Genomic DNA, 17264 nt, shown 5'->3' on the forward strand with positions numbered 1-17264 from the left:
GTGACTCATGGGACCTTCACGGGTATTCCCGTCATTACAGCGAGCAACTCCCCTCCTCGGCGCCGTGGCGCTGCTGGGTCTGCTCACGGCCTGCGGCAGCGGCGGTGACTCCACGGGCGCCGGGCAGACCCCGGCCGGCACCATCAGCCCGACGACCGCGCCGACGACCAGCGGGCCCGGGACGACCGAACCGACGACCACCGAGCCGACGTCCGTCGACACCACCAGCCCCGCGACCCAGTCGGGCGGCCCCGGAACGCGCTGCCACACCTCCCAGTTGCGGGCGTCGATCGGCCGCCCCAGTCCCGGCGCGGGACAGCGCAACTTCCCGATCGTGCTGACCAACACCGGCGGTCACACGTGCACCGTGCGCGGCTATCCCGGTGCCGCCTTCGTGGACGCCGCCGGCAAACAGCTCGGCCCGGACCCCAAGCGCTCCCCCGACTCACCCACGACCGTCACGCTGACGCCGGGCAGCAGCGCCTGGGCGGGGCTGACCTTCGCCAGCCCCGAGATCAGCGGGGCCCGTACGGCGCTGCCGCAGGCGCTGCTGGTGACACCGCCCGATGAGCGGGATCCGCTCAAGGTGGCGTGGACGGCCGGTGAGGTGCCCGTGGCCGGGAACGAGTCGTCGGTGTTCCTGACGGTGGTCCAACCGGGCACCGGGGGCTGATCCGTCCGCTCAGCGACGGCCGTCACCGTGCCCGTGTCCGCCGCCGTAGCCGCCCCCGTATCCGCCGCCGGACCAGCCGTCGTCGCCGTCCCACGAGCAGGAGTACGGGTTGTAGGAGCACGAGTCGTCGGTCGGGGACGCGCTCACGGTCCCCGGCCGCGCGGTCGACGGCGTCGTGGAGGGGGTCGGTGTGGCCGAGGGCGTCTTCGACGACTCGGGCCTGGGAGTCGGGGTCGGGGCCGGCGTGGCCGTCTTCGGCGTCTCGGTCGCCGAGTCCCAGTTGACGACGGCGAGTTGGAGTTCCGTCTGCGATGTGTCGATGACCCAGTGCTGGGCGTCGCCGTCGTCCTCGCGGGTCTTGAGGACCAGGGCGCCCGAGCCGTCGGTGGCGGCAGGGGTGAGGGCCAGGTCCTGGTCGAAGCGCGGCACCAGGGTGCCCTGGAGGGTGAAGTCGTAGCGGATGTAGTCGTTCTCGGTGTCGGTGGTGCCCGTGCAGGGGGCGAGCCGCACCGAGTAGCCGAGGTGGGAGTCGAGGCACAGGCCCGGGTCGGCGCCGCTGCGGAGCAGTCCGTCGGTCTCGTACGACCACTGCTGGCCGGGCGACGAGGAGCACTTGGCGAGTTCCGTCTCGGCCCCCTCCTCGGCCTTGCCACCGACGATGCCGACGCACAGCCCCGAACCGATGTTGTGCAGCCGGCCCCGCAGATCGCCCTTCGCGGCCTCGGCGGCGCCCGCCCAGGAGGGATTCTTGGTGGCCGTGCCCTTGCCGGTGTCGGGAGCCTCGGAGGGGCGGTCACCGGCCGTCGGCGAGGAGTCGTCACCGGACCCGCCGACGGACCAGATGACCAGCGGCAGGACGACGAGGGCACTGACGGTCGCGACGGCGGCGGTGAGATTGCGGCGCCGGGCGGCCCGGCGGGCGGCCTTCAGGGCGGCGCGGCCGGAACAGGTGCGGGTGGTGCCGCCGGCCGCTTCGCCGCTCGTGCCGCCCTCGGTTCGACGGTCTGCCCGGCGCGACCTCCGGGGACCGGGCTCCGCGGGCGAGGCGGGGTTGCCGGCGGTGGCGAAGGACTGGTTCGTGGTCTTGGAGAGGGACTGCTTGGCAGAGGTGGCGAAGGGCTGGGCCCCGGGCGCGGAGAAAGTCTCGCTCGCCGGCGCGGAGAAGGACTCGTTCGCGGGGGCGGAGAAGGGCTCGTTGGCGGGGGCGGAGAAAGACTCGTTCGCGGGGGCGAAGAAGGACTGGCTGGCAGGCGCGGCGAGGGGCTGGTCCCCGGGGGCGGGCGCCTCTCCCACAGGAGCGAACGCCTCAGCGGCGGGGGCGAAGGGCTCGGCTATGGGAGCGGATGCTTCGGTGGGCGGGGCGAAGGACTCCGCCGCCGAGGCGAAGGACTCCCCCGGGTGGCCGAAGGACCCCGCTGCCGGAGCGAACGAATCCCCCGCGTGGCCGAAGCCCTCGCCCGCCGGAGCGAACGAATCGGCCCCGTGGCCGAAGTCCTCGGCCGTGGGCGCGAAGGAGTCGGCCCCCGGAGCGAAGGACTCGGCCCCCGGTGCGAAGGACTCGCCCGCGGGAGCGGGGCCCTCGCCCGCGGCGGCGGGCGCATGGCGCGGTGGAGCTGGCGCATGGCGCGGCCGCCCCATCGCGGGCGCATGGCGCGGCCGCGTGGGCGGGGCGGCGTCGGCGAAGAAGGACTCGCCCGCGATCGCCGTCGGCGCAGCCGCCGCATGCCGCGGAGCCGGCGGCACGGACTCGGCCTCCGCCTCGGCCGTCCCGTCCGTCAGGCCGGCTCTCTTCACGAGGTAGTCCCGCGCGCCCCAGCCGAGCACCGCCTCGGCCAGCGCGACGCCGAGCCCCTCGTTGAAGAAGGTGAGCTGACAGGCGGTGTCGCTGCAATGCGCACAGCGGTTGAGGTGCCCGCGCAGATCCGGGTCGATGTCGATGCCGCCCCGCCGGTAGGTCACGTCCAGCATCCGCAGGTACTGGCGGCACTCCTGCTCGGGAGCGAGCTCCCGGTGGACCTGGAGGCACTCCTCGCGCAACCGGTCGCGGGCCCGGTCGAGTTCGAGGCGGGCGGATTCCTCGTCGAGGCCGAGGAGTCCGGCCGGCACGGACAGCGGCTCGGCCTCGACCTCGGTGTGCCAGAGCAGACAGCGGGCGGATTGGGGTAGCCGCTGGAAGGCGCCGGACAGCAGCCTGCGGTCCGCCGGCGGCAGCAGTCGGGCGGCGACACGCTCCGCGCCCTCCACCTCGGAGCGCAGCTCGGGGTGGAGCAACTCCCGTCTGCGGTCGGTGTCCCACTCGGCCGCGATTCGGCGCACGGTGACGAGCAGTCGGGGGCGCCAGGCGGCCGTGGGGCCGGTCTGCCGCAGGGTCTCGCCGAAGAGCCGGGTGAACGCCGCCGTGGTCAGCATGCCCGCCGACCGGGCGTCCGCGGTGCACAGCCGGGCGTAGGCGAAGCCCGCTTCCCAGTGCCGGTCGAGAAGTTCACCGACCGGATGCAGCGCCGGTGACACCCCCGTCCACTTCTTGAGTTCGGCGCTCAGTTGAGCGTCCGTGACTTCAAAGATGCGGGCGTCGTTCGGGGAATTCGACAGGCCTGCGTCATGCACGGCGGCATTCCTCCGGAGGGCATGCGGTATAAAAGGTCCATACCAAGGGGTATGCTCCGGCGCAGCTCTTGTGAAGCGTGAGACGTAAGGGAGCGAGGCACACCTTTGCACAGGTCAGGGGCAGAGAACAAGCGACTGCGGTTCTTGCGCATTACATGCGGGCCGACCACTATTTGACGCGTGGTCAATAGTGCGCCTCGATCATTCGAAATACCGCCGGGACAATTGGAAACGGTATTCACTCATCACGCTCCGGGCGGCGACGGAAACCATTGAGCAGCCGCCCTGCCACTTTCCTGCCTGGTCATGCGGACGCGCTCGCCTTCACCGGGCCTCCACAAGTCAGTTGTCAACCATTGGACCATCCGACCGGTACGCCCCCGGCGGCCTTCCGTACCGCTCCCGGAACGCCCGGTTGAAATGAGGGGCACTGGCGAACCCCGAAGCGGCCGCCACCCGGTCCACGGACAGGCCGGTGCTCTCCAGCAGCCGGGCGGCGTGCCGCAGTCGTGCCTCGCGCAGCGCGCGCATCGGCGACTGACCGAGTTGTCCGGTGAAGAGGTGGGCGAACCGAGACGGTGAGAGCGCGACGTGTTCCGCGAGTGAGCGGACCGAGTGCGGGGCGGCCGGGTCGGCGTCGATCAGGGCCTGCGCCCGCCGCACCCGGGCATCGACTCCTGGCTGGGCCGGTGCTTTGCGCGCGGTGCCGGCGGTGAGCAGGACGACCTCCTCCAGCGAGCACAGGGCGAGCTCACGGGCCGCGGTGCCATGCGCCACGGCGACCGGCTCCTCCCCCGCCACCGGTGCGGGCGGCGCGTCCGCGCCGGTCCAGCGGGCGTCCGCGAGCATCCGGCGGAAGGCCGCCTCGACGCGGCCGTGCACCGCGTCGGGCGTCGGCGTGACGACGTACAGCCCCGCACCGACGTCGTACGGGCGCAACCACGTCCGCCAGGTGGGGCGGGCCCGGCAGTGCGCCCACCAGAACTCCCAGTGGGACGCGGTCGGTTCGACCCCGTAGCCGTGCGGCACGCCCGGCGCGAGCACCACCAGGTCGCCCGCCGCGGCCCGCGCCTGGGTGCTGCCGTGCCGCAGCAGGCCCCGGCCGCCGGTCGTCCAGGTGAACAGCCAGCTGTCCGCGCCGCGCGGCCGCTCGACCCGGTACCCGGGCGGCTGGTCGAAGTGCCCGACCACGACCAGGCCGGACGGCGGGGCGGGGGCACCGGGCTCGGCAGCAGTCTCGGGCAATCCGTCAGCGCTCACGGTCATCCTCCCGGTACGTCCCTCGGCCTAGCGTGACAGGCACAGGACACCCGACCGAGGAGTGGACGTATGACAGCCACGGACATCGGCGCCGCCGGCGCCCCCATCCTGCCCGAGGCCGGGCTCCGCCGGTTCAGGGAGCAGGGCTTCACCGTCGTGCGCGGGCTGTTCGGGTACGACGAGATCGGCCTGCTGTGCGAGCGGTTCGCGGCGCTGCACGCGGCCGGGCCGGTGGCCGGGCATTTCGAGCCGCGGCCGGAGCAGAGCGATCCGCTGCGGGCGTACCCGCGGGTGATGCAACCGCACGAGATCGACGAACTGTCGCTGCGGGTGCTGCTCGATCCCCGGCTGCGCGGCGTGCTGGAGGAACTGCTCGGGGAGGAGGTGCTGGCGGCGCAGAGCATGTTCTACTTCAAGCCGCCGGGGGCCCGGGGCCAGGCCCTGCACCAGGACAACTTCTATCTGCGGGTGGAGCCGGGCACCTGCGTGGCGGCGTGGATCGCCTGCGATGTGATCGACCGGGACAACGGCGGCCTGGAGGTCGTCCCCGGCACCCATGCGATGGACCTGTTCTGCCCGGAGGTCGCGGACGAGGAGGTGTCCTTCGCTCGGGAGTACGTCGCACCGCCTCCCGGTCTGGAGGCGGTGCCCGTCGACATGCGGCCGGGAGACGTGCTGTTCTTCAACGGCAGTCTGGTGCACGGGTCGCAGCCGAACCGTACGCAGGACCGCTTCCGCCGGTCGTTCATCGGGCACTACGTGGGGCGTTCGGCCGAGCGGATCGGGGCGTATTACCGGACGTTGTCGATGCGTGGGGATCGTGTGCCGTTGGGCGAGAGTGAAGGGGCGGGCCCGTGCGGCAGCGAGTTCGCGCCGTCCGGGCCCCACTAGCGCTTCAGTGACCGATGATCGGATGTGGCACGTAGGACCGCTCCAGCTCCTCCAACTCCTTGTCGGTCAGCTCCAGTTCCACCGCCGCCACCGCGTCCTCGAGGTGCTGCGGCCTGGCGGCGCCGATGATCGGGGCCGTCACCGTGTCCTGGTGCAGCAGCCAGGCCAGGGCGACCTGCGCGCGCGGGACACCGCGTTCGTGCGCGACGCGGGTGACGGCCTCGACGACGACCCGGTCGCTGTCGACGTACAGGCGGCTGCCGAAGTTGTCATTGGCGCTGCGGTCGGTGACCGTGCCCCAGTCCCGGGTGAGCCGGCCGCGGGCCAGCGGGCTCCACGGCAGGACGCCGACGCCCTGGTCCGCGCAGAGCGGCAGCATCTCGCGCTCCTCCTCTCGGTAGAGGAGGTTGTAGTGGTTCTGCATCGAGACGAACTTCGTCCAGCCGTGCCGCTCGGCGGTGTACTGCATCTTGGAGAACTGCCAGGCGTACATCGAACTCGCCCCGATGTAGCGCACCTTGCCCGCCTTCACCACGTCGTGCAGCGCCTCCATCGTCTCCTCGACCGGGGTGTGCGGGTCGAAGCGGTGGATCTGGTACAGGTCGACGTAGTCGGTGCCGAGGCGGGCCAGGCTGTGGTCGATCTCCGTCATGATGGCCTTGCGGGAGAGCCCGGCGCCGTTGGGACCCGGCCGCATCCGGCCGTTGACCTTCGTCGCGAGCACGATCTCGTCCCGGCTCACGAAGTCGCGAAGCGCCTTGCCGACGATCTCCTCGCTGGTGCCGTCGGAGTAGACGTTGGCGGTGTCGAAGAAGTTGATCCCGGCGTCCAGCGCCTGGCGGATCAACGGCCGCGACGCTTCCTCGTCGAGGGTCCACTCGTGCGCGCCGCGGTCGGGGAGCCCGTAGGTCATGCAACCCAGACAGATCCGCGACACGTCCAGGCCCGTCGAACCGAGCTTCACGTACTGCATCGTTGCTGCTCCTGCCTTCGGGGTGGGGTACCTGGGGAGCGTACGTCGTCGTGCCCAACACCCGCCGATTCCCTGTCCGGCGCCCCACCGGTTCTCGTCAACCGGCGGCCGCAGGGCCACGCTCCAGCAGGTCCAGCGCCCGTTCCCAGCCGAACTCCGGACGCCTGCCGTCCTCCCCCGCCTCGCCGGTGTACGCGTCCCCGAAACGCACGCCCATCGCGCGCAGCCGTATCAGACTGTCGCCGCAGGCGGGGTGGGCGGCGAGCGCGTCGGCGACACAGGGCAGGACGGCGATCGGGACGCCGAGGCCGTACGCCTCGCACAGAGTGCCCAGGGCGAGGGTGTCGGAGATGCCGGCGGCCCACTTGTTGAGGGTGTTGAAGGTGGCCGGGGCGACGACGACGGCGTCCGGCGGTGGGAAGGGGCGCGGATCGGCGGGTGTGCGCCACGCCGAGCGGATCGGGCGGCCGGTCAGGGCCTCGACGGCGGCGGTGTCGAAGAAGCCGTTCATGGCGACCGGGGTCGCGATGACCCCGACCTCCCAGTCCCGCTCCTGCGCGGCGCTGATCAGTTTGCTGACGTCCACGGCGATCCCGGCCGCGCAGACGACGACGTAGAGGAAGGGTTTCCGGGCCTGTTCGGTCACCCGGGAACCCTACTCAACCGGCCTAGCGCACCGGGAAGGTGAGCCCGCGCTCGTTCTCCGGCCGCGGGCCGAAGATGCGGCGCTTCTTCTCCTCGATCGGCACGTCGTTGATGCTCGCCTCGCGGCGGGTCATCAGGCCGTGCTCGTCGAACTCCCACAGCTCGTTGCCGTACGACCGCCACCACTGGCCGTCGGCGTCCCGGCACTCGTACTGGAAGCGGACCGCGATGCGGTTGCCGTCGAAGGCCCACAGGTCCTTGCGCAGCGCGTACTCCAGCTCGCGCGCCCACTTCGCGGTGAGCAGTTCGACGATCTCGGCGCGGCCGGTGACGAAGGTGTCGCGGTTGCGCCACACCGAGTCCTCCGAGTAGGCCAGCGACACCTTGTGCGGGTCGCGGGTGTTCCAGGCGTCCTCGGCTGCCTGCACCTTCTGCGCGGCGGTCTCGTGGGTGAACGGGGGCAGGGGCGGGCGGTCGGCCATGTCTTCCTCCGGGGTGTATCGGCGGCGGGCGAGCGAGAGGGAACAGAGAACGTACGTTCTCCCGTTGGCTGCTACCGTAGGAGAACGCACGTTCTCGCGTCAAGGAGAGGTCGTACATGGACAGCGCAACCGCCCGGGATCAGGCACTGGACGCAGCGGAGACGCTGTTCTACGGGCGTGGCATCCAGTCCGTCGGCATGGACGACATCCGGGGCGCGTCCGGGGTCTCGCTCAAGCGGCTCTATCAGCTCTTCCCGGCGAAGGAGCAACTGGTCGAGGCGTATCTGGAGCGGCGCGACGTGCGCTGGCGCGGCGACCTCGCCACATATGTGGAGCGGCAGCCGGACGCCGAGGCGCGGATCCTCGCCGTCTTCGACTGGCTGGAGGAGTGGTTCGCCGAGGAGGACTTCCGCGGATGCGCCTGGATCAACTCCTACGGCGAGCTGGGCGCCCGCTCGGAGCGGGTGGCGGACCAGGTCCGGGCGCACAAGCGGGCGTTCCGCGCCTACCTCGCCTCACTGGTGGCCGGCGCCGGACTGCCGGACGCGCTGACCGGGCCGCTGTATCTGCTGGCCGAGGGCGCGATGGTCACGGCGGGGATAACGGGCGGTACGCGACCTGCGGCCGAGGCGCGCGAGGCTGCGCGGGCACTGGTGGCGGCGGCCCGCTGAGGGGCGGGTCCAGCGCCCGCCGAGGGGCGGGGCCCGCGCCTGCCCGTGGGCGGGCCCGCGCCCCTTCACGGGCGCGGGCGCCTGACGGGGCTCCTGCCGTCAACTCCCCCCTTCGGACACGGTGATGGCGCTGACCGGGCAGGCCCGGGCGGCCTCCCGCACCATCGGGTCGCCCCCGCCGTCCTCCCGGCCGGGAAGCAGGGCGCTGAAGCCGTCGTCGTCCTGGGTGAACACGGACGGGGCGGCCAGGGCGCACTGACCGGCGCCGACGCAGACGTCGTGATCGATCTCGATGTGGATATGGCCTGATTCGTGCGTTTCGTTGTGCATGACCGGAGCCTCTTACCAGGTCACGGGGAGTTCCAGCATCCCCTGGATCGTGTCGCCGGGTTTGAAGGGGATTTCCTCCGCGGGGACGGCAAGCCGCAGGGTCGGCAGGCGCTCGAAGAGGGTGCGCAGGGCGATCTCCATCTCGGCGCGGGCCAGGTTCTGGCCGAGGCACTGGTGGATGCCGAATCCGAAGGCGACGTGGTGGCGGGTGGGGCGGTGCCAGTCGATGGTGTCGGGGTCGGGGTAGACGGACTCGTCGCGGTTGATGACCGAGGTCGAGAAGACCACGCCGTCGCCCGCCCGGATCGTCTCGCCGCCCGTCTCGATGTCCTCGGCGGCGACCCGCAGCATCCCGTCGGCGATCGACAGCATCCGCATGAGCTCCTCGACGGCGGCGGGCAACAACCCGGGATCGGCGCGCAACTCGGCGAGTTGCTCCGGGTGTTGGAGGAGGGTGAAGGTGCCGAGCGAGATCATGTTGGCGGTCGTCTCGTGGCCGGCGACCAGCAGGATGGTCGCGAGGGCGATGACCTCCTCCCGGTCGAGGGAGCCGTCGCGCAACTGCTGGTGGACGAGCTCGTCGAGGACACCGGCACCGGGCTCCGGGTCCTTCTGCTTGCGGTCGATCAGCTCGGCGAAGTAGGCCTCCAGCCGGTCACGGGCGTCCATGACCTCGGCTGACGTGGCCCCGCGCAGCAGGCGTCGTGACTCACCCTCGAAGAAGTCGTGGTCGGCGTAGGGCACGCCCAGCAGGGCGCAGATGACCATCGACGGCACCGGCAGCGCGAAGGCGTTCACCAGCTCGGCGGGCGCCCCCCGGTCGACCATCGCGTCGAGCCGTTCGTCCACGACGCGCTGGATCTGCGGGCGCAGTTCGGCGGCGCGGCGCAGGGTGAAGCTGGGGATCATCATCCGACGCTGGATCCGGTGTTCGGGGTCGTCGACGCCGAGCAGCGCGGACCTCCGGTCGCGCACCCCCGCGAACCGCTCGGTGGGCGCGGGGAATCCGGGCCGGGTGCGGTCGGAGGACAGCCGCGGGTCGGCGAGCAGGGTGCGGGCGAGGGCGTGTCCGGTGACCAGCCAGACCGGCCGGCCGTCGTAGAGGGTGATGCGCGCCAGGGGGCGGGTGTCGCGCAGGGGGCCGTAGGCCGTGGGCGGGTGGTAGGGGCAGGTGCGGTTCTGGGGGAAGGCGACGGTGGGGGGTTCCGTCATGTCCGTCATGGAGGACCTCACAGACGAAGAGTGCGTCGTGCCGATCTTCATTAGATGCCTGGGGCATCTAGCTGACGACGTCAAGTTCGGCCAGATCAGGCGCGCGGACAATCTGGCCGGGGATCGTCGCACAGAGCTTCGGTCCGGCGGACGCCGGACCGGTGCCGCGCTGCTCTCCCGCGAAATTCGCTTGTCGGCGGGCCGCGGCCGCCCCCAGAATCCGGCCATGCCTACGATCCTCGCCTTCTTGCCGCTGACCGCCGCCGCTCGTCCGGTGCGCCTCCAGCAGCAGCCCGGCCGACCGTGGAGGCCCTCGCTTCCCACGTCGTGACCGCCGCGCTCGTCGCGGGGCTGCTCGCGGGATACGGCATCGCCCTCCCCGTCGGTGCGGTCGCGACCTATCTCGTCTCCCTCACCGCCCGTACGTCCCTGCGGACCGGGGTCTGCGCCGCGCTCGGCGTCGCGACCGCCGACGGGCTCTACGCGCTCGCGGCCGCTCTCGGCGGCTCCGCGCCGGCCGCGGCGCTGCGTCCGGTGCTGGAGCCGCTGCGCTGGGCCTCCGCCCTGGTCCTCGCGGTCCTCGCGGTCCGGGGCGCGGTCACCGCCGTGCGCCAGTACCGCGGCCAGCGGCTCACCACCCGCTCCACTCCCCCGCCCCCGAGTCCAGCGCGCGCCTATCTGGCGCTGCTGGGCATCACCCTGCTCAACCCGACCACCGTGATCTATTTCGCGGCCCTGGTCCTCGGCACCCGCGCGGCGGACGCCGTCTCCCTCCCGGAACAAGGCGTGTTCGTCCTGGCCGCCTTCGCCGCGTCGGCCAGCTGGCAGCTGCTGCTCGCCGGGGGCGGGGCGCTGCTGGGGCGACTGCTGACGGGGCGTCGGGGGCGTCTGGTGACGGCGCTGGTGTCGAGCGGCGTGATCCTGCTGCTGGCCGTGAGGATGCTGCTGTAGGACCGGCAGGATGAATCACGCACCTGCCGGTGTTGAAGACGGCGTCAGTCAGCACAGGACACGACGATGGGACCGATGACATGCCTCTTGAGGGCGAGTACGAGGCCAGCCCGACCGATTGGGTCCGCAAGCAGGTCGAGTTGTACGAGAGCTCCGGCGGCACCCAGGGCACGACCCTCATGAACACGGGGATGCCCGTCATCCTGCTCACCACCCGCGGCGCCAAGAGCGGCAAGATCCGCAAGACGCCTCTGATGCGCGTCGAGCACGAGGGCCGCTACGCCGCCGTGGCCTCGCTGGGCGGGGCGCCCCGACACCCCGTCTGGTACCACAACGTCAAGGCCGATCCCCATGTGGAGCTCAGGGACGGCACGCACGCGTGGGACATGAAGGCCCGCGAGGTCACCGGCGCGGAGAAGGCCGAGTGGTGGGAGCGGGCCGTGGCGGCGTACCCGCCCTACGCGGAGTACCAGGAGAAGACCGACCGGGTGATCCCGCTGTTCGTTCTGGAGCCCTTCGAAGAGGACTGACCGGCTCCGGAAACTTTTTCCCACCCGGTGCGCATGAACCGTCCGACGCCGGGCACACGTGCGTCAGGCCCCGCCGCGCTCCCCCGTCGCGGCGGGGCTTCCGTATGCCTCCCGGGCGGAGCGTTCGGTCACGTCGAGGAAGATCTGATCGGCCTCGGCCACCTCGTCGCCGATGGACCGCTTGATGCGGACGGCGACTTCCTCGACCTGTTCGCTGTCGAGACCGGGCACCAGATCGACACGGGCCGCTACCAGAGCGGTGTCCAGGCCCGTCTTCATGGTGAACAGTGCCTCCACACTGTCGATCTCCGGCTGTGCCGCCAGCAGCGCACGGATCCTGGCGTCGGCCTCGGGGTCGGCGGCCTCCCCGATCAGCTGGTCGCGGGCGTCGCGGCCCAGCCGGTAGGCGACGTAGACGAGCAGCGCGCCGATCGCGAGCGAGGCGGACGCCTCCCATACGACCTGCCCGGTGATCATGTGCAGCGCCATGCCCGCGAAGGCGAGCGTCACGCCCAGCACCGCCGTGGCGTCCTCGGCGACGACCGTGCGCAGGGCCGGGTCCCGCAGGCCGCCGGCGAGGCCGCCCTGCCGGCGCACCTGGTGCAGCGCGCGCACCAGCGACAGTCCCTCGGCGACGAACGCGACCCCCAGCACGATCATGCCCGCCACATAGCCGCTGAACCGCTCCTCGCCTCCGCCGCGCAACGCCTCGAAGCCCTGGAAGAACGAGAAGCAGCCACCCATCACGAAGATGCCGACGGCCGCGAGCAGCGACCAGAAGAAGCGCTCCTTGCCGTAGCCGAAGGGGTGGCGGGCGTCGGCGGGCCGGCGGCTGCGGCGCAGCGCGGCCAGCAGGAAGACCTCGTTCAGGCTGTCCGCCACGGAGTGCGCCGCCTCCGACAGCAGTGCCGGGGAGTGGGCGAAGAGCCCGCCGACGGCCTTGGCGACGGCGATGACGAGGTTGGCGGTGAGCGCCACCAGCACGGTGACCTTGGTCCTGCGGTCCGTGCGCGGTGCCTCGTTCGTCCTGCTCATCTAACGCCGAATCCCCAGATCGACAGGGATCACACCGTGCCTTCGGCGGAAATCGGGGGACTCGGGACCGGACTCGTGGTACCGCGGTGGCGCGGCGTCCGGGAGAGGCGTACGCCGCAAGTCGCTGCAAACGGCAGGGAGGAGCGCCGGCATGAGCGGCGGGGGCAACACCGATTACGGCAGAAAGCCGTTCCAGCGGTCCAGGGCGCACTTCACGGACCGGATCACGGCGGACGGGCGGGACGGCTGGCCGGTGGAGGCTGGCCGCTACCGTCTGGTGGTGAGCCGTGCCTGCCCGTGGGCGAGCCGGTCCCTGGTGTCCCGTCGGCTGCTCGGGCTGGAGGACGCCCTGTCGCTGGCGATCGCCGACCCGATCCAGGACGACCGCAGCTGGCGTTTCACGCTGGACCCCGGCGACCGCGATCCGGTGCTCGGCATCCGCTATCTGAGCGAGGCGTACGACCGGCGGGAGACCGGCTACCCCGGCGGCGTCAGCGTCCCCGCGATCGTGGACGTGCCCAGCGGCCGGCTCGTCACCAACGACTACCAGCAGATCACCCTCGACCTGGCCACCGAGTGGACGGCCCTGCACCGCGAGGGTGCGCCCGACCTCTGGCCGAAGGCGCTGCGGGACGAGATCGACACCGTGATCGCGGATGTCTACGAGGATGTCAACAACGGGGTGTACCGGGCGGGCTTCGCCACCGGCCAGGCGCGGTACGACGACGCGTACGACCGGCTCTTCCGGCGGCTGGAGCTGCTGGCGGAGCGGCTGGCCGGGCAGCGCTATCTGGTCGGCGACACCATCACCGAGGCGGACATCCGGCTGTTCACCACGCTGGTCCGGTTCGACGCCGTCTACCACGGCCACTTCAAGTGCAACCGCTGGAAGTTGACGGAGAATCAGGTGCTGTGGGCGTACGCCCGCGACCTCTACCAGACGCCGGGGTTCGGTGACACCGTCGACTTCGACCACATCAAACGGCACTACTACCTGGTGCACAGCGGCATCAACCCGACCGGAATCGTGCCTCTCGGCCCGGATCCGACGGGCTGGCTGACGCCGCACCACCGCGAGGAGCTGGGCGGCAGGCCGTTCGGCGACGGGACGCCGCCCGGGCCGGTGCCCGAGGCCGAGCGGGTCCCGGTGGCCGGGCGACCCTGATCGACGAAGGAGGCGCAGGCGCGCATGGCGAAGAAGAGCAACAAGCCGAAGAAGCTGAAACTCCCCCTGGCCTACAAGCCCCTGGGTTTCGCCCTGGGCTGGGCGAGCGGGGCGCTGGCGGGGGTCGCCTTCCGCAAGACCTGGATGGCGATCCGGCATGAGGAGGACGCCCCCGACGCACTGGACCGGGAGCGCGGCTGGGGCGAGATCCTGCTCGCGGCGGCCGTCCAGGGCGCCCTGTTCGCGGTGGCCCGGAGCCTGGCGGACCGCACGGGGGCGAAGGCGATCGAACGCTCGACGGGCGTATGGCCGGTCGCGGACCAGGGCGGCCGCGACTGAGGAACGGCCCCCGGGGTCCGGGCCGCAGTCCGTCTTGCCCGGACCCCGGGGGGCGCGGGTGGGGTCCGGGTAGAAGTCCCGTCTGCCCGGACGCCACCCGCGGGGCGCGGGTGACCCTGCTTCTGCCAGGTGCGGGCTCAGCCCTGTTTCGGTGCCGTCGCCGACACGCGGCGCAAGGTGAAGGAGTGGCCGGCCGGGTCGGAGAAGCCACGCTCCTCGTACGGGCCCGCCGGCTCCCTCGTCGCCACGGGACGGCCGCCGAGGCCGACGATGCGGCGCTCGGCCTCGTCCAGGTCGTCCACCACGAAGTCCAGATGGGCCTGGAGGGAGTTCTCGGGGCGCGGCCAGCTCGGCGGGGTGGCGTTCATGTCGCGGCGCAACGCGAGCCGGGTCCCGTCGGCGCCCCTGATCTCCACTCGGTTGGCGGTCGCGTCCGTCTGCTCGCCTTCCAGGAGTTCCGTGTAGAAGACGGCGAGCTTCTCGGGCTCGGCGCAGTCCAGCACCACGAAGCCCGCTTTCACCACTGGCATGGTTCCTCCGCAGGAGTCCTGGGCGCGGGACGTCGTGCCCCGCCGCCCTGTCCCCCACGGGTGTCCAGGTCAGGCCGTTTCAGTCCGCCACCAGCCACTTCCCGTCCCGCATCAGCTCGCGGCCGGCCAGCTCATCGGCCTCGCGCCAGGCCTGCACCCGGGTCGGCAGGACGCGGAAGTACAGGTAGGGCGTGGTGAGCCGGCGCGGGTCGAAGCCGGTCTTCGCCGCGAAGCGGTCGCCCTCCTCCGCTGACAGTTCGGTCTGCGTGATCGTCTCGACCGTGCCCTCGATCATGACGACGTCGCGGGTCGGACCGATGCCGAGGCGCGTTCTGCCGGTCTCCCTCAGGTTGCGGCCCGTGGGGCTGGCGGCGGGCGTCGCCAGCAGCAGGGCCGAGCCGTCCCAGAGGAAGGACAGGGGCACGAGGAACGGCACTCCGCCGCCCGCGTCGGCGGTGGCGACCCACACGTCCTCGTCGTGCTCCAGACGGTGCAGGGTGTCGCGTTTGCGCTGCTCGGCGGGGCGTGCGGACGACGGTGCCATCGGCGAACTCTCTTCTCACGGGACGGACTTGACGGAGGGCTCCAGTGTGGCCGCCGGGTCCGTGGAGCGGGAACGGATTTCCGCCAGCCGGCTCGCCGCGGCGGCGAGCAGCAGGTCCAGGGCCGCCGGATAGGAGCTGCGGGCCATGTCGGCCACGAGATGCCGGGCGGTGGCCGCGATGTGCGGGTGGGTCTCGGCGGGCAGGCGCGCGTACGTCGCCCGCCACACGGCCGCCTCCGCGTCCCGCGCGGCCTTCGGCATCGCCACGCTCGCGGAGTCGAGGGCGCCGTGCGCGAGGGCCTGGTCGACGAAGACGTGGTAGATCCGCACCGCGTCGGGGTCGGGGAAACCGGCCCGGCGCAGCACGCCGAGGATGGTTTCGACGGCCTGGATCTCGTACGCCCGCCCGGTCACCCGGTACGAGCTGAGCACCGCGGCCCGGGGGTGCGCGAGGGCGCCGGCGTGCATACGCAGGCCCAGGTCCCGCAGGTCGGCGTGCCAGTCCCCGGTGGGGCGCCAGGTGCGCAGGGTACGGCCGATGAGTTCGTCGGCGATGGCGAGCATCAGGTCGTCCGTGGTCCGGAAGTACCGGTACAGCGAGCTGGGGTCGGCGCCGAGGGCACGGCCGAGGCGGCGTACCGACAGGGCGTCGGCGCCGTGCTCCTCGATGAGCCGCAGGGCCGTCTCGACGATCAGGTCCTCGGACAGGACCACGCCCTGCTTGGTGGGGCGCCTGCGCTGCCGGGCGGCGGGCGGGACTACTCGCTCGCTCATGGACTGCCTCCCTCGGTCCGGTGCCCCGCACCTTATGACAACACCGTTGACCTGTTAAGCCCCCGTTCAGTTTCATGTCCGCTCATCGGGGCCGCCCGGCCCCCCGATGCGAGCGGAGATCCGGCCATGTCCGATCAGCAGCCCCCCGGCGTCGTCGACCCTCCCGCGCAGCCCGAGCTGCGCAAGTCCCTCGGTGTCCTGGACGGCGTCGCCATCGCCGCGTCCAGCACGGCCGCGACCACCAGCATCGGCATCGGCCTCGGCGTCACCGCGGGCGTGGTCGGCCTGCATCTGCCGGCGATCATGCTGCTGGCGTTCCTGCCGGTCCTCGGCATCGCGGGCGCCTACTCCCGGCTCAACAAGGTCGAGCCCAACGCGGGCAACGGCTACGTGTGGGTGGGCCGTTCGCTCACCCCGTGGCTGGGCTTCATGGTCGGCTGGGTGAACATCGTGGCCGTGGTGGCGTTCCTCGCGTACACCACCGCGGTCACCGGTTCGGCCCTGCTCCAGCTGGCGGGCGACGCCGGGCTGCACCGGGTGGGCGGCCTCGCGCTGGACCCCGGTTCGACCGCTCAGACCACGGCCGTCGGCATCGTCGTCCTGGTGGCGGTCACCCTGACCGCCGTGACCGGCATCCGCACCGCCGCGCGGCTCCAGGCCGGACTGCTGGTCTTCGAGTACGTCGTCCTGCTGGGCTTCTGCGGCTACGGCATCGTCACCGGCCCGCACGCCTTCAGCCTGAGCTGGTTCGACCCGTTCGAGATCCCGTCGGCGACCGCGCTGGCGCAGGGGCTGCTGCTGTCGGTGTTCTGTTACTGGGGCTTCGAGTCCGCGTTCACCGTGAACGAGGAGGTGCGCGACCCGCGCGACGCGTCCCGGGCCGGCACCATCACCCTGTTCACCATGCTCGGACTGTTCCTGCTCGGCTCGGTCGCCTTCCAACGGGTCCTGTCCGAGGAGGAGCTGGTGGGCCATGGACCCGAGGGCCTCGCCTTCTTCGGTGAGCGGCTGGCCTCCCAGCCGTGGGCGGCGCTGCCCCTGATCGCGCTGATGTTCTCGGCCGTCGCCTCGCTCCAGGCCGGGGTGATCCCGACGGCCCGCGGGATGTTCGCGATGAGCCGGGACCGTACGCTCGGGCCGGTGTGGTCCAAGGTCAGCCCGCGGTACGGCACTCCGGCCGTCGGCACGATGCTGATCGGCGCGCTGGCCATCGCGGTCGCGGTCCTCGCACTCGTCATACCCCGGCTGGCCGACATGATCATGGCGACGGTGAACGCCGTGGGCATCGTGGTCGCCCTGTCGTACGCCCTCACCGCGCTCGCGGCCGCCGTCCGCTTCCGTGCCCTGCTGCGCGAGGACTTCTGGCAGGGGGTGCGCGCGGTGGTCCTGCCCACGCTGAGCGCGCTCGCGCTGCTCGGTCTCGGCGGCTATCTGGGCTGGTCGTTCTACACCTCCGCCGACCACTTCGAAGTCAGCGCCGACAACGGGTGGTTCCTGCTGTTCACTCCCCTGGCGATGATCGCGTCCGGCTTCGTGGCCGCCGCGTGGGCCCGGTGGGTGCGCAGGTCGCCGTACTTCCGCACCGGCAAGGGCACCGACGCCGACGCGCCGCAGCTTCTCGTCACCTCCCGATAACCCCCGACCAGGAAAAG

Annotated in this window: 20 protein-coding genes and 1 pseudogene; 9 read left to right on the forward strand and 12 right to left on the reverse strand. The window is 71.9% G+C overall.

Annotated features, from left to right (window positions below):
• The first annotated feature begins 7 nt into the window (after positions 1–7).
• On the forward strand, positions 8–673 hold the full coding sequence (locus ACFPQ9_RS07415; RefSeq protein WP_380848573.1) for a DUF4232 domain-containing protein: 666 nt from the start codon (positions 8–10) through the stop codon (positions 671–673).
• A 9-nt stretch (positions 674–682) separates the two neighbouring features.
• Here the strand turns inward: ACFPQ9_RS07415 and ACFPQ9_RS44605 are convergent, their stop codons facing one another.
• The 3 genes and pseudogenes from ACFPQ9_RS44605 to ACFPQ9_RS07425 form a co-directional block, all read right to left on the reverse strand.
• A complete protein-coding gene (locus ACFPQ9_RS44605; RefSeq protein ID WP_417803270.1) occupies positions 683–1966 on the reverse strand; it encodes a ricin-type beta-trefoil lectin domain protein in 1284 nt (427 codons plus the stop codon).
• 270 nt (positions 1967–2236) lie between these two features.
• A pseudogene (locus ACFPQ9_RS44610) lies at positions 2237–3280 on the reverse strand (RNA polymerase sigma factor); the annotation flags it as partial.
• 342 nt (positions 3281–3622) lie between these two features.
• Positions 3623–4546 carry a helix-turn-helix domain-containing protein gene (locus ACFPQ9_RS07425; RefSeq protein ID WP_380848578.1) on the reverse strand — a complete coding sequence of 308 codons (924 nt, stop codon included), beginning with the start codon at positions 4544–4546 and terminating at the stop codon, positions 3623–3625.
• A gap of 63 nt (positions 4547–4609) precedes the next feature.
• On the opposite strand from ACFPQ9_RS07425, the gene ACFPQ9_RS07430 reads away from it, so the two are divergent.
• Entirely contained in the window at positions 4610–5431 is an 822-nt protein-coding gene (locus ACFPQ9_RS07430) for a phytanoyl-CoA dioxygenase family protein (protein ID WP_380848581.1), read from the forward strand.
• Between the two features lie 4 nt (positions 5432–5435).
• Here the strand turns inward: ACFPQ9_RS07430 and ACFPQ9_RS07435 are convergent, their stop codons facing one another.
• The 3 genes from ACFPQ9_RS07435 to ACFPQ9_RS07445 form a co-directional block, all read right to left on the reverse strand.
• Entirely contained in the window at positions 5436–6404 is a 969-nt protein-coding gene (locus ACFPQ9_RS07435) for an aldo/keto reductase (RefSeq protein ID WP_380848584.1), read from the reverse strand.
• 97 nt (positions 6405–6501) lie between these two features.
• A complete protein-coding gene (locus tag ACFPQ9_RS07440) occupies positions 6502–7050 on the reverse strand; it encodes a flavoprotein (protein ID WP_380848587.1) in 549 nt (182 codons plus the stop codon).
• 22 nt (positions 7051–7072) lie between these two features.
• Complete coding sequence (locus ACFPQ9_RS07445) at positions 7073–7531, reverse strand: nuclear transport factor 2 family protein (protein WP_380848590.1); 459 nt, start codon at positions 7529–7531, stop codon at positions 7073–7075.
• 116 nt (positions 7532–7647) lie between these two features.
• On the opposite strand from ACFPQ9_RS07445, the gene ACFPQ9_RS07450 reads away from it, so the two are divergent.
• Positions 7648–8202 (forward strand): TetR/AcrR family transcriptional regulator, encoded by a 555-nt coding sequence (locus tag ACFPQ9_RS07450; RefSeq protein WP_380848593.1) that lies wholly within the window; start codon positions 7648–7650, stop codon positions 8200–8202.
• A gap of 99 nt (positions 8203–8301) precedes the next feature.
• Here ACFPQ9_RS07450 and ACFPQ9_RS07455 read toward each other — a convergent pair whose 3' ends face one another.
• On the reverse strand, positions 8302–8502 hold the full coding sequence (locus tag ACFPQ9_RS07455; RefSeq protein ID WP_380849091.1) for a ferredoxin: 201 nt from the start codon (positions 8500–8502) through the stop codon (positions 8302–8304).
• Positions 8503–8544: 42 nt separating this feature from the next.
• The gene (locus ACFPQ9_RS07460) at positions 8545–9753 is read right to left on the reverse strand and encodes a cytochrome P450 (RefSeq protein WP_380848596.1); all 1209 of its coding nucleotides are present in this window, start codon (positions 9751–9753) and stop codon (positions 8545–8547) included.
• Here ACFPQ9_RS07460 and ACFPQ9_RS07465 point away from each other — a divergent pair.
• The 3 genes from ACFPQ9_RS07465 (at position 9743) to ACFPQ9_RS07475 (ending at position 11225) form a co-directional block, all read left to right on the forward strand.
• The gene (locus tag ACFPQ9_RS07465; RefSeq protein WP_380848599.1) at positions 9743–10075 is read left to right on the forward strand and encodes a hypothetical protein; all 333 of its coding nucleotides are present in this window, start codon (positions 9743–9745) and stop codon (positions 10073–10075) included. The genes ACFPQ9_RS07460 and ACFPQ9_RS07465 overlap by 11 nt on opposite strands.
• Positions 10072–10695, forward strand: a complete 624-nt coding sequence (locus ACFPQ9_RS07470; protein ID WP_380848602.1) for a LysE family transporter — start codon at positions 10072–10074, stop codon at positions 10693–10695. The genes ACFPQ9_RS07465 and ACFPQ9_RS07470 overlap by 4 nt, the downstream gene beginning before the upstream one ends.
• An 80-nt stretch (positions 10696–10775) precedes the next feature.
• Entirely contained in the window at positions 10776–11225 is a 450-nt protein-coding gene (locus tag ACFPQ9_RS07475; protein ID WP_380848605.1) for a nitroreductase family deazaflavin-dependent oxidoreductase, read from the forward strand.
• 63 nt (positions 11226–11288) lie between these two features.
• On the opposite strand, the gene ACFPQ9_RS07480 is transcribed toward ACFPQ9_RS07475, so the two are convergent.
• Positions 11289–12260 (reverse strand): cation diffusion facilitator family transporter, encoded by a 972-nt coding sequence (locus ACFPQ9_RS07480; RefSeq protein WP_380848608.1) that lies wholly within the window; start codon positions 12258–12260, stop codon positions 11289–11291.
• Positions 12261–12411: 151 nt separating this feature from the next.
• Here ACFPQ9_RS07480 and ACFPQ9_RS07485 point away from each other — a divergent pair, with 151 nt between their 5' ends.
• Positions 12412–13425 (forward strand): glutathione S-transferase family protein, encoded by a 1014-nt coding sequence (locus tag ACFPQ9_RS07485; protein WP_380848611.1) that lies wholly within the window; start codon positions 12412–12414, stop codon positions 13423–13425.
• Positions 13426–13449: 24 nt separating this feature from the next.
• Positions 13450–13764 (forward strand): DUF4235 domain-containing protein, encoded by a 315-nt coding sequence (locus ACFPQ9_RS07490; RefSeq protein WP_380848613.1) that lies wholly within the window; start codon positions 13450–13452, stop codon positions 13762–13764.
• Between the two features lie 137 nt (positions 13765–13901).
• On the opposite strand, the gene ACFPQ9_RS07495 is transcribed toward ACFPQ9_RS07490, so the two are convergent.
• The 3 genes from ACFPQ9_RS07495 to ACFPQ9_RS07505 form a co-directional block, all read right to left on the reverse strand.
• Positions 13902–14294: a VOC family protein gene (locus ACFPQ9_RS07495; protein WP_380848616.1), complete on the reverse strand. Its 393-nt coding sequence runs from the start codon at positions 14292–14294 to the stop codon at positions 13902–13904.
• Between the two features lie 79 nt (positions 14295–14373).
• Positions 14374–14838: a pyridoxamine 5'-phosphate oxidase family protein gene (locus ACFPQ9_RS07500; protein ID WP_380848619.1), complete on the reverse strand. Its 465-nt coding sequence runs from the start codon at positions 14836–14838 to the stop codon at positions 14374–14376.
• 15 nt (positions 14839–14853) lie between these two features.
• On the reverse strand, positions 14854–15612 hold the full coding sequence (locus ACFPQ9_RS07505) for a TetR/AcrR family transcriptional regulator (protein WP_380848621.1): 759 nt from the start codon (positions 15610–15612) through the stop codon (positions 14854–14856).
• A gap of 126 nt (positions 15613–15738) precedes the next feature.
• Between ACFPQ9_RS07505 and ACFPQ9_RS07510 the strand changes: the two genes are divergently transcribed.
• Positions 15739–17247, forward strand: a complete 1509-nt coding sequence (locus tag ACFPQ9_RS07510; protein ID WP_380848624.1) for an APC family permease — start codon at positions 15739–15741, stop codon at positions 17245–17247.
• Positions 17248–17264: the final 17 nt, after the last annotated feature.

Origin of the sequence: Streptomyces coerulescens, from assembly GCF_042657965.1 — a bacterium.
Taxonomy (GTDB): domain Bacteria; phylum Actinomycetota; class Actinomycetes; order Streptomycetales; family Streptomycetaceae; genus Streptomyces; species Streptomyces coerulescens.

Coding starts and splice junctions, on each gene's coding strand:
- ACFPQ9_RS07415 (WP_380848573.1), top strand. CDS start 8: ATGGGACCTTCACGGGTATTCCCGTCATTACAGCGAGCAACTCCCCTC.
- ACFPQ9_RS07425 (WP_380848578.1), bottom strand. CDS start 4,546: ATGACCGTGAGCGCTGACGGATTGCCCGAGACTGCTGCCGAGCCCGGT.
- ACFPQ9_RS07430 (WP_380848581.1), top strand. CDS start 4,610: ATGACAGCCACGGACATCGGCGCCGCCGGCGCCCCCATCCTGCCCGAG.
- ACFPQ9_RS07435 (WP_380848584.1), bottom strand. CDS start 6,404: ATGCAGTACGTGAAGCTCGGTTCGACGGGCCTGGACGTGTCGCGGATC.
- ACFPQ9_RS07445 (WP_380848590.1), bottom strand. CDS start 7,531: ATGGCCGACCGCCCGCCCCTGCCCCCGTTCACCCACGAGACCGCCGCG.
- ACFPQ9_RS07450 (WP_380848593.1), top strand. CDS start 7,648: ATGGACAGCGCAACCGCCCGGGATCAGGCACTGGACGCAGCGGAGACG.
- ACFPQ9_RS07465 (WP_380848599.1), top strand. CDS start 9,743: ATGTCCGTCATGGAGGACCTCACAGACGAAGAGTGCGTCGTGCCGATC.
- ACFPQ9_RS07460 (WP_380848596.1), bottom strand. CDS start 9,753: ATGACGGACATGACGGAACCCCCCACCGTCGCCTTCCCCCAGAACCGC.
- ACFPQ9_RS07475 (WP_380848605.1), top strand. CDS start 10,776: ATGCCTCTTGAGGGCGAGTACGAGGCCAGCCCGACCGATTGGGTCCGC.
- ACFPQ9_RS07480 (WP_380848608.1), bottom strand. CDS start 12,260: ATGAGCAGGACGAACGAGGCACCGCGCACGGACCGCAGGACCAAGGTC.
- ACFPQ9_RS07485 (WP_380848611.1), top strand. CDS start 12,412: ATGAGCGGCGGGGGCAACACCGATTACGGCAGAAAGCCGTTCCAGCGG.
- ACFPQ9_RS07490 (WP_380848613.1), top strand. CDS start 13,450: ATGGCGAAGAAGAGCAACAAGCCGAAGAAGCTGAAACTCCCCCTGGCC.
- ACFPQ9_RS07495 (WP_380848616.1), bottom strand. CDS start 14,294: ATGCCAGTGGTGAAAGCGGGCTTCGTGGTGCTGGACTGCGCCGAGCCC.
- ACFPQ9_RS07500 (WP_380848619.1), bottom strand. CDS start 14,838: ATGGCACCGTCGTCCGCACGCCCCGCCGAGCAGCGCAAACGCGACACC.
- ACFPQ9_RS07505 (WP_380848621.1), bottom strand. CDS start 15,612: ATGAGCGAGCGAGTAGTCCCGCCCGCCGCCCGGCAGCGCAGGCGCCCC.
- ACFPQ9_RS07510 (WP_380848624.1), top strand. CDS start 15,739: ATGTCCGATCAGCAGCCCCCCGGCGTCGTCGACCCTCCCGCGCAGCCC.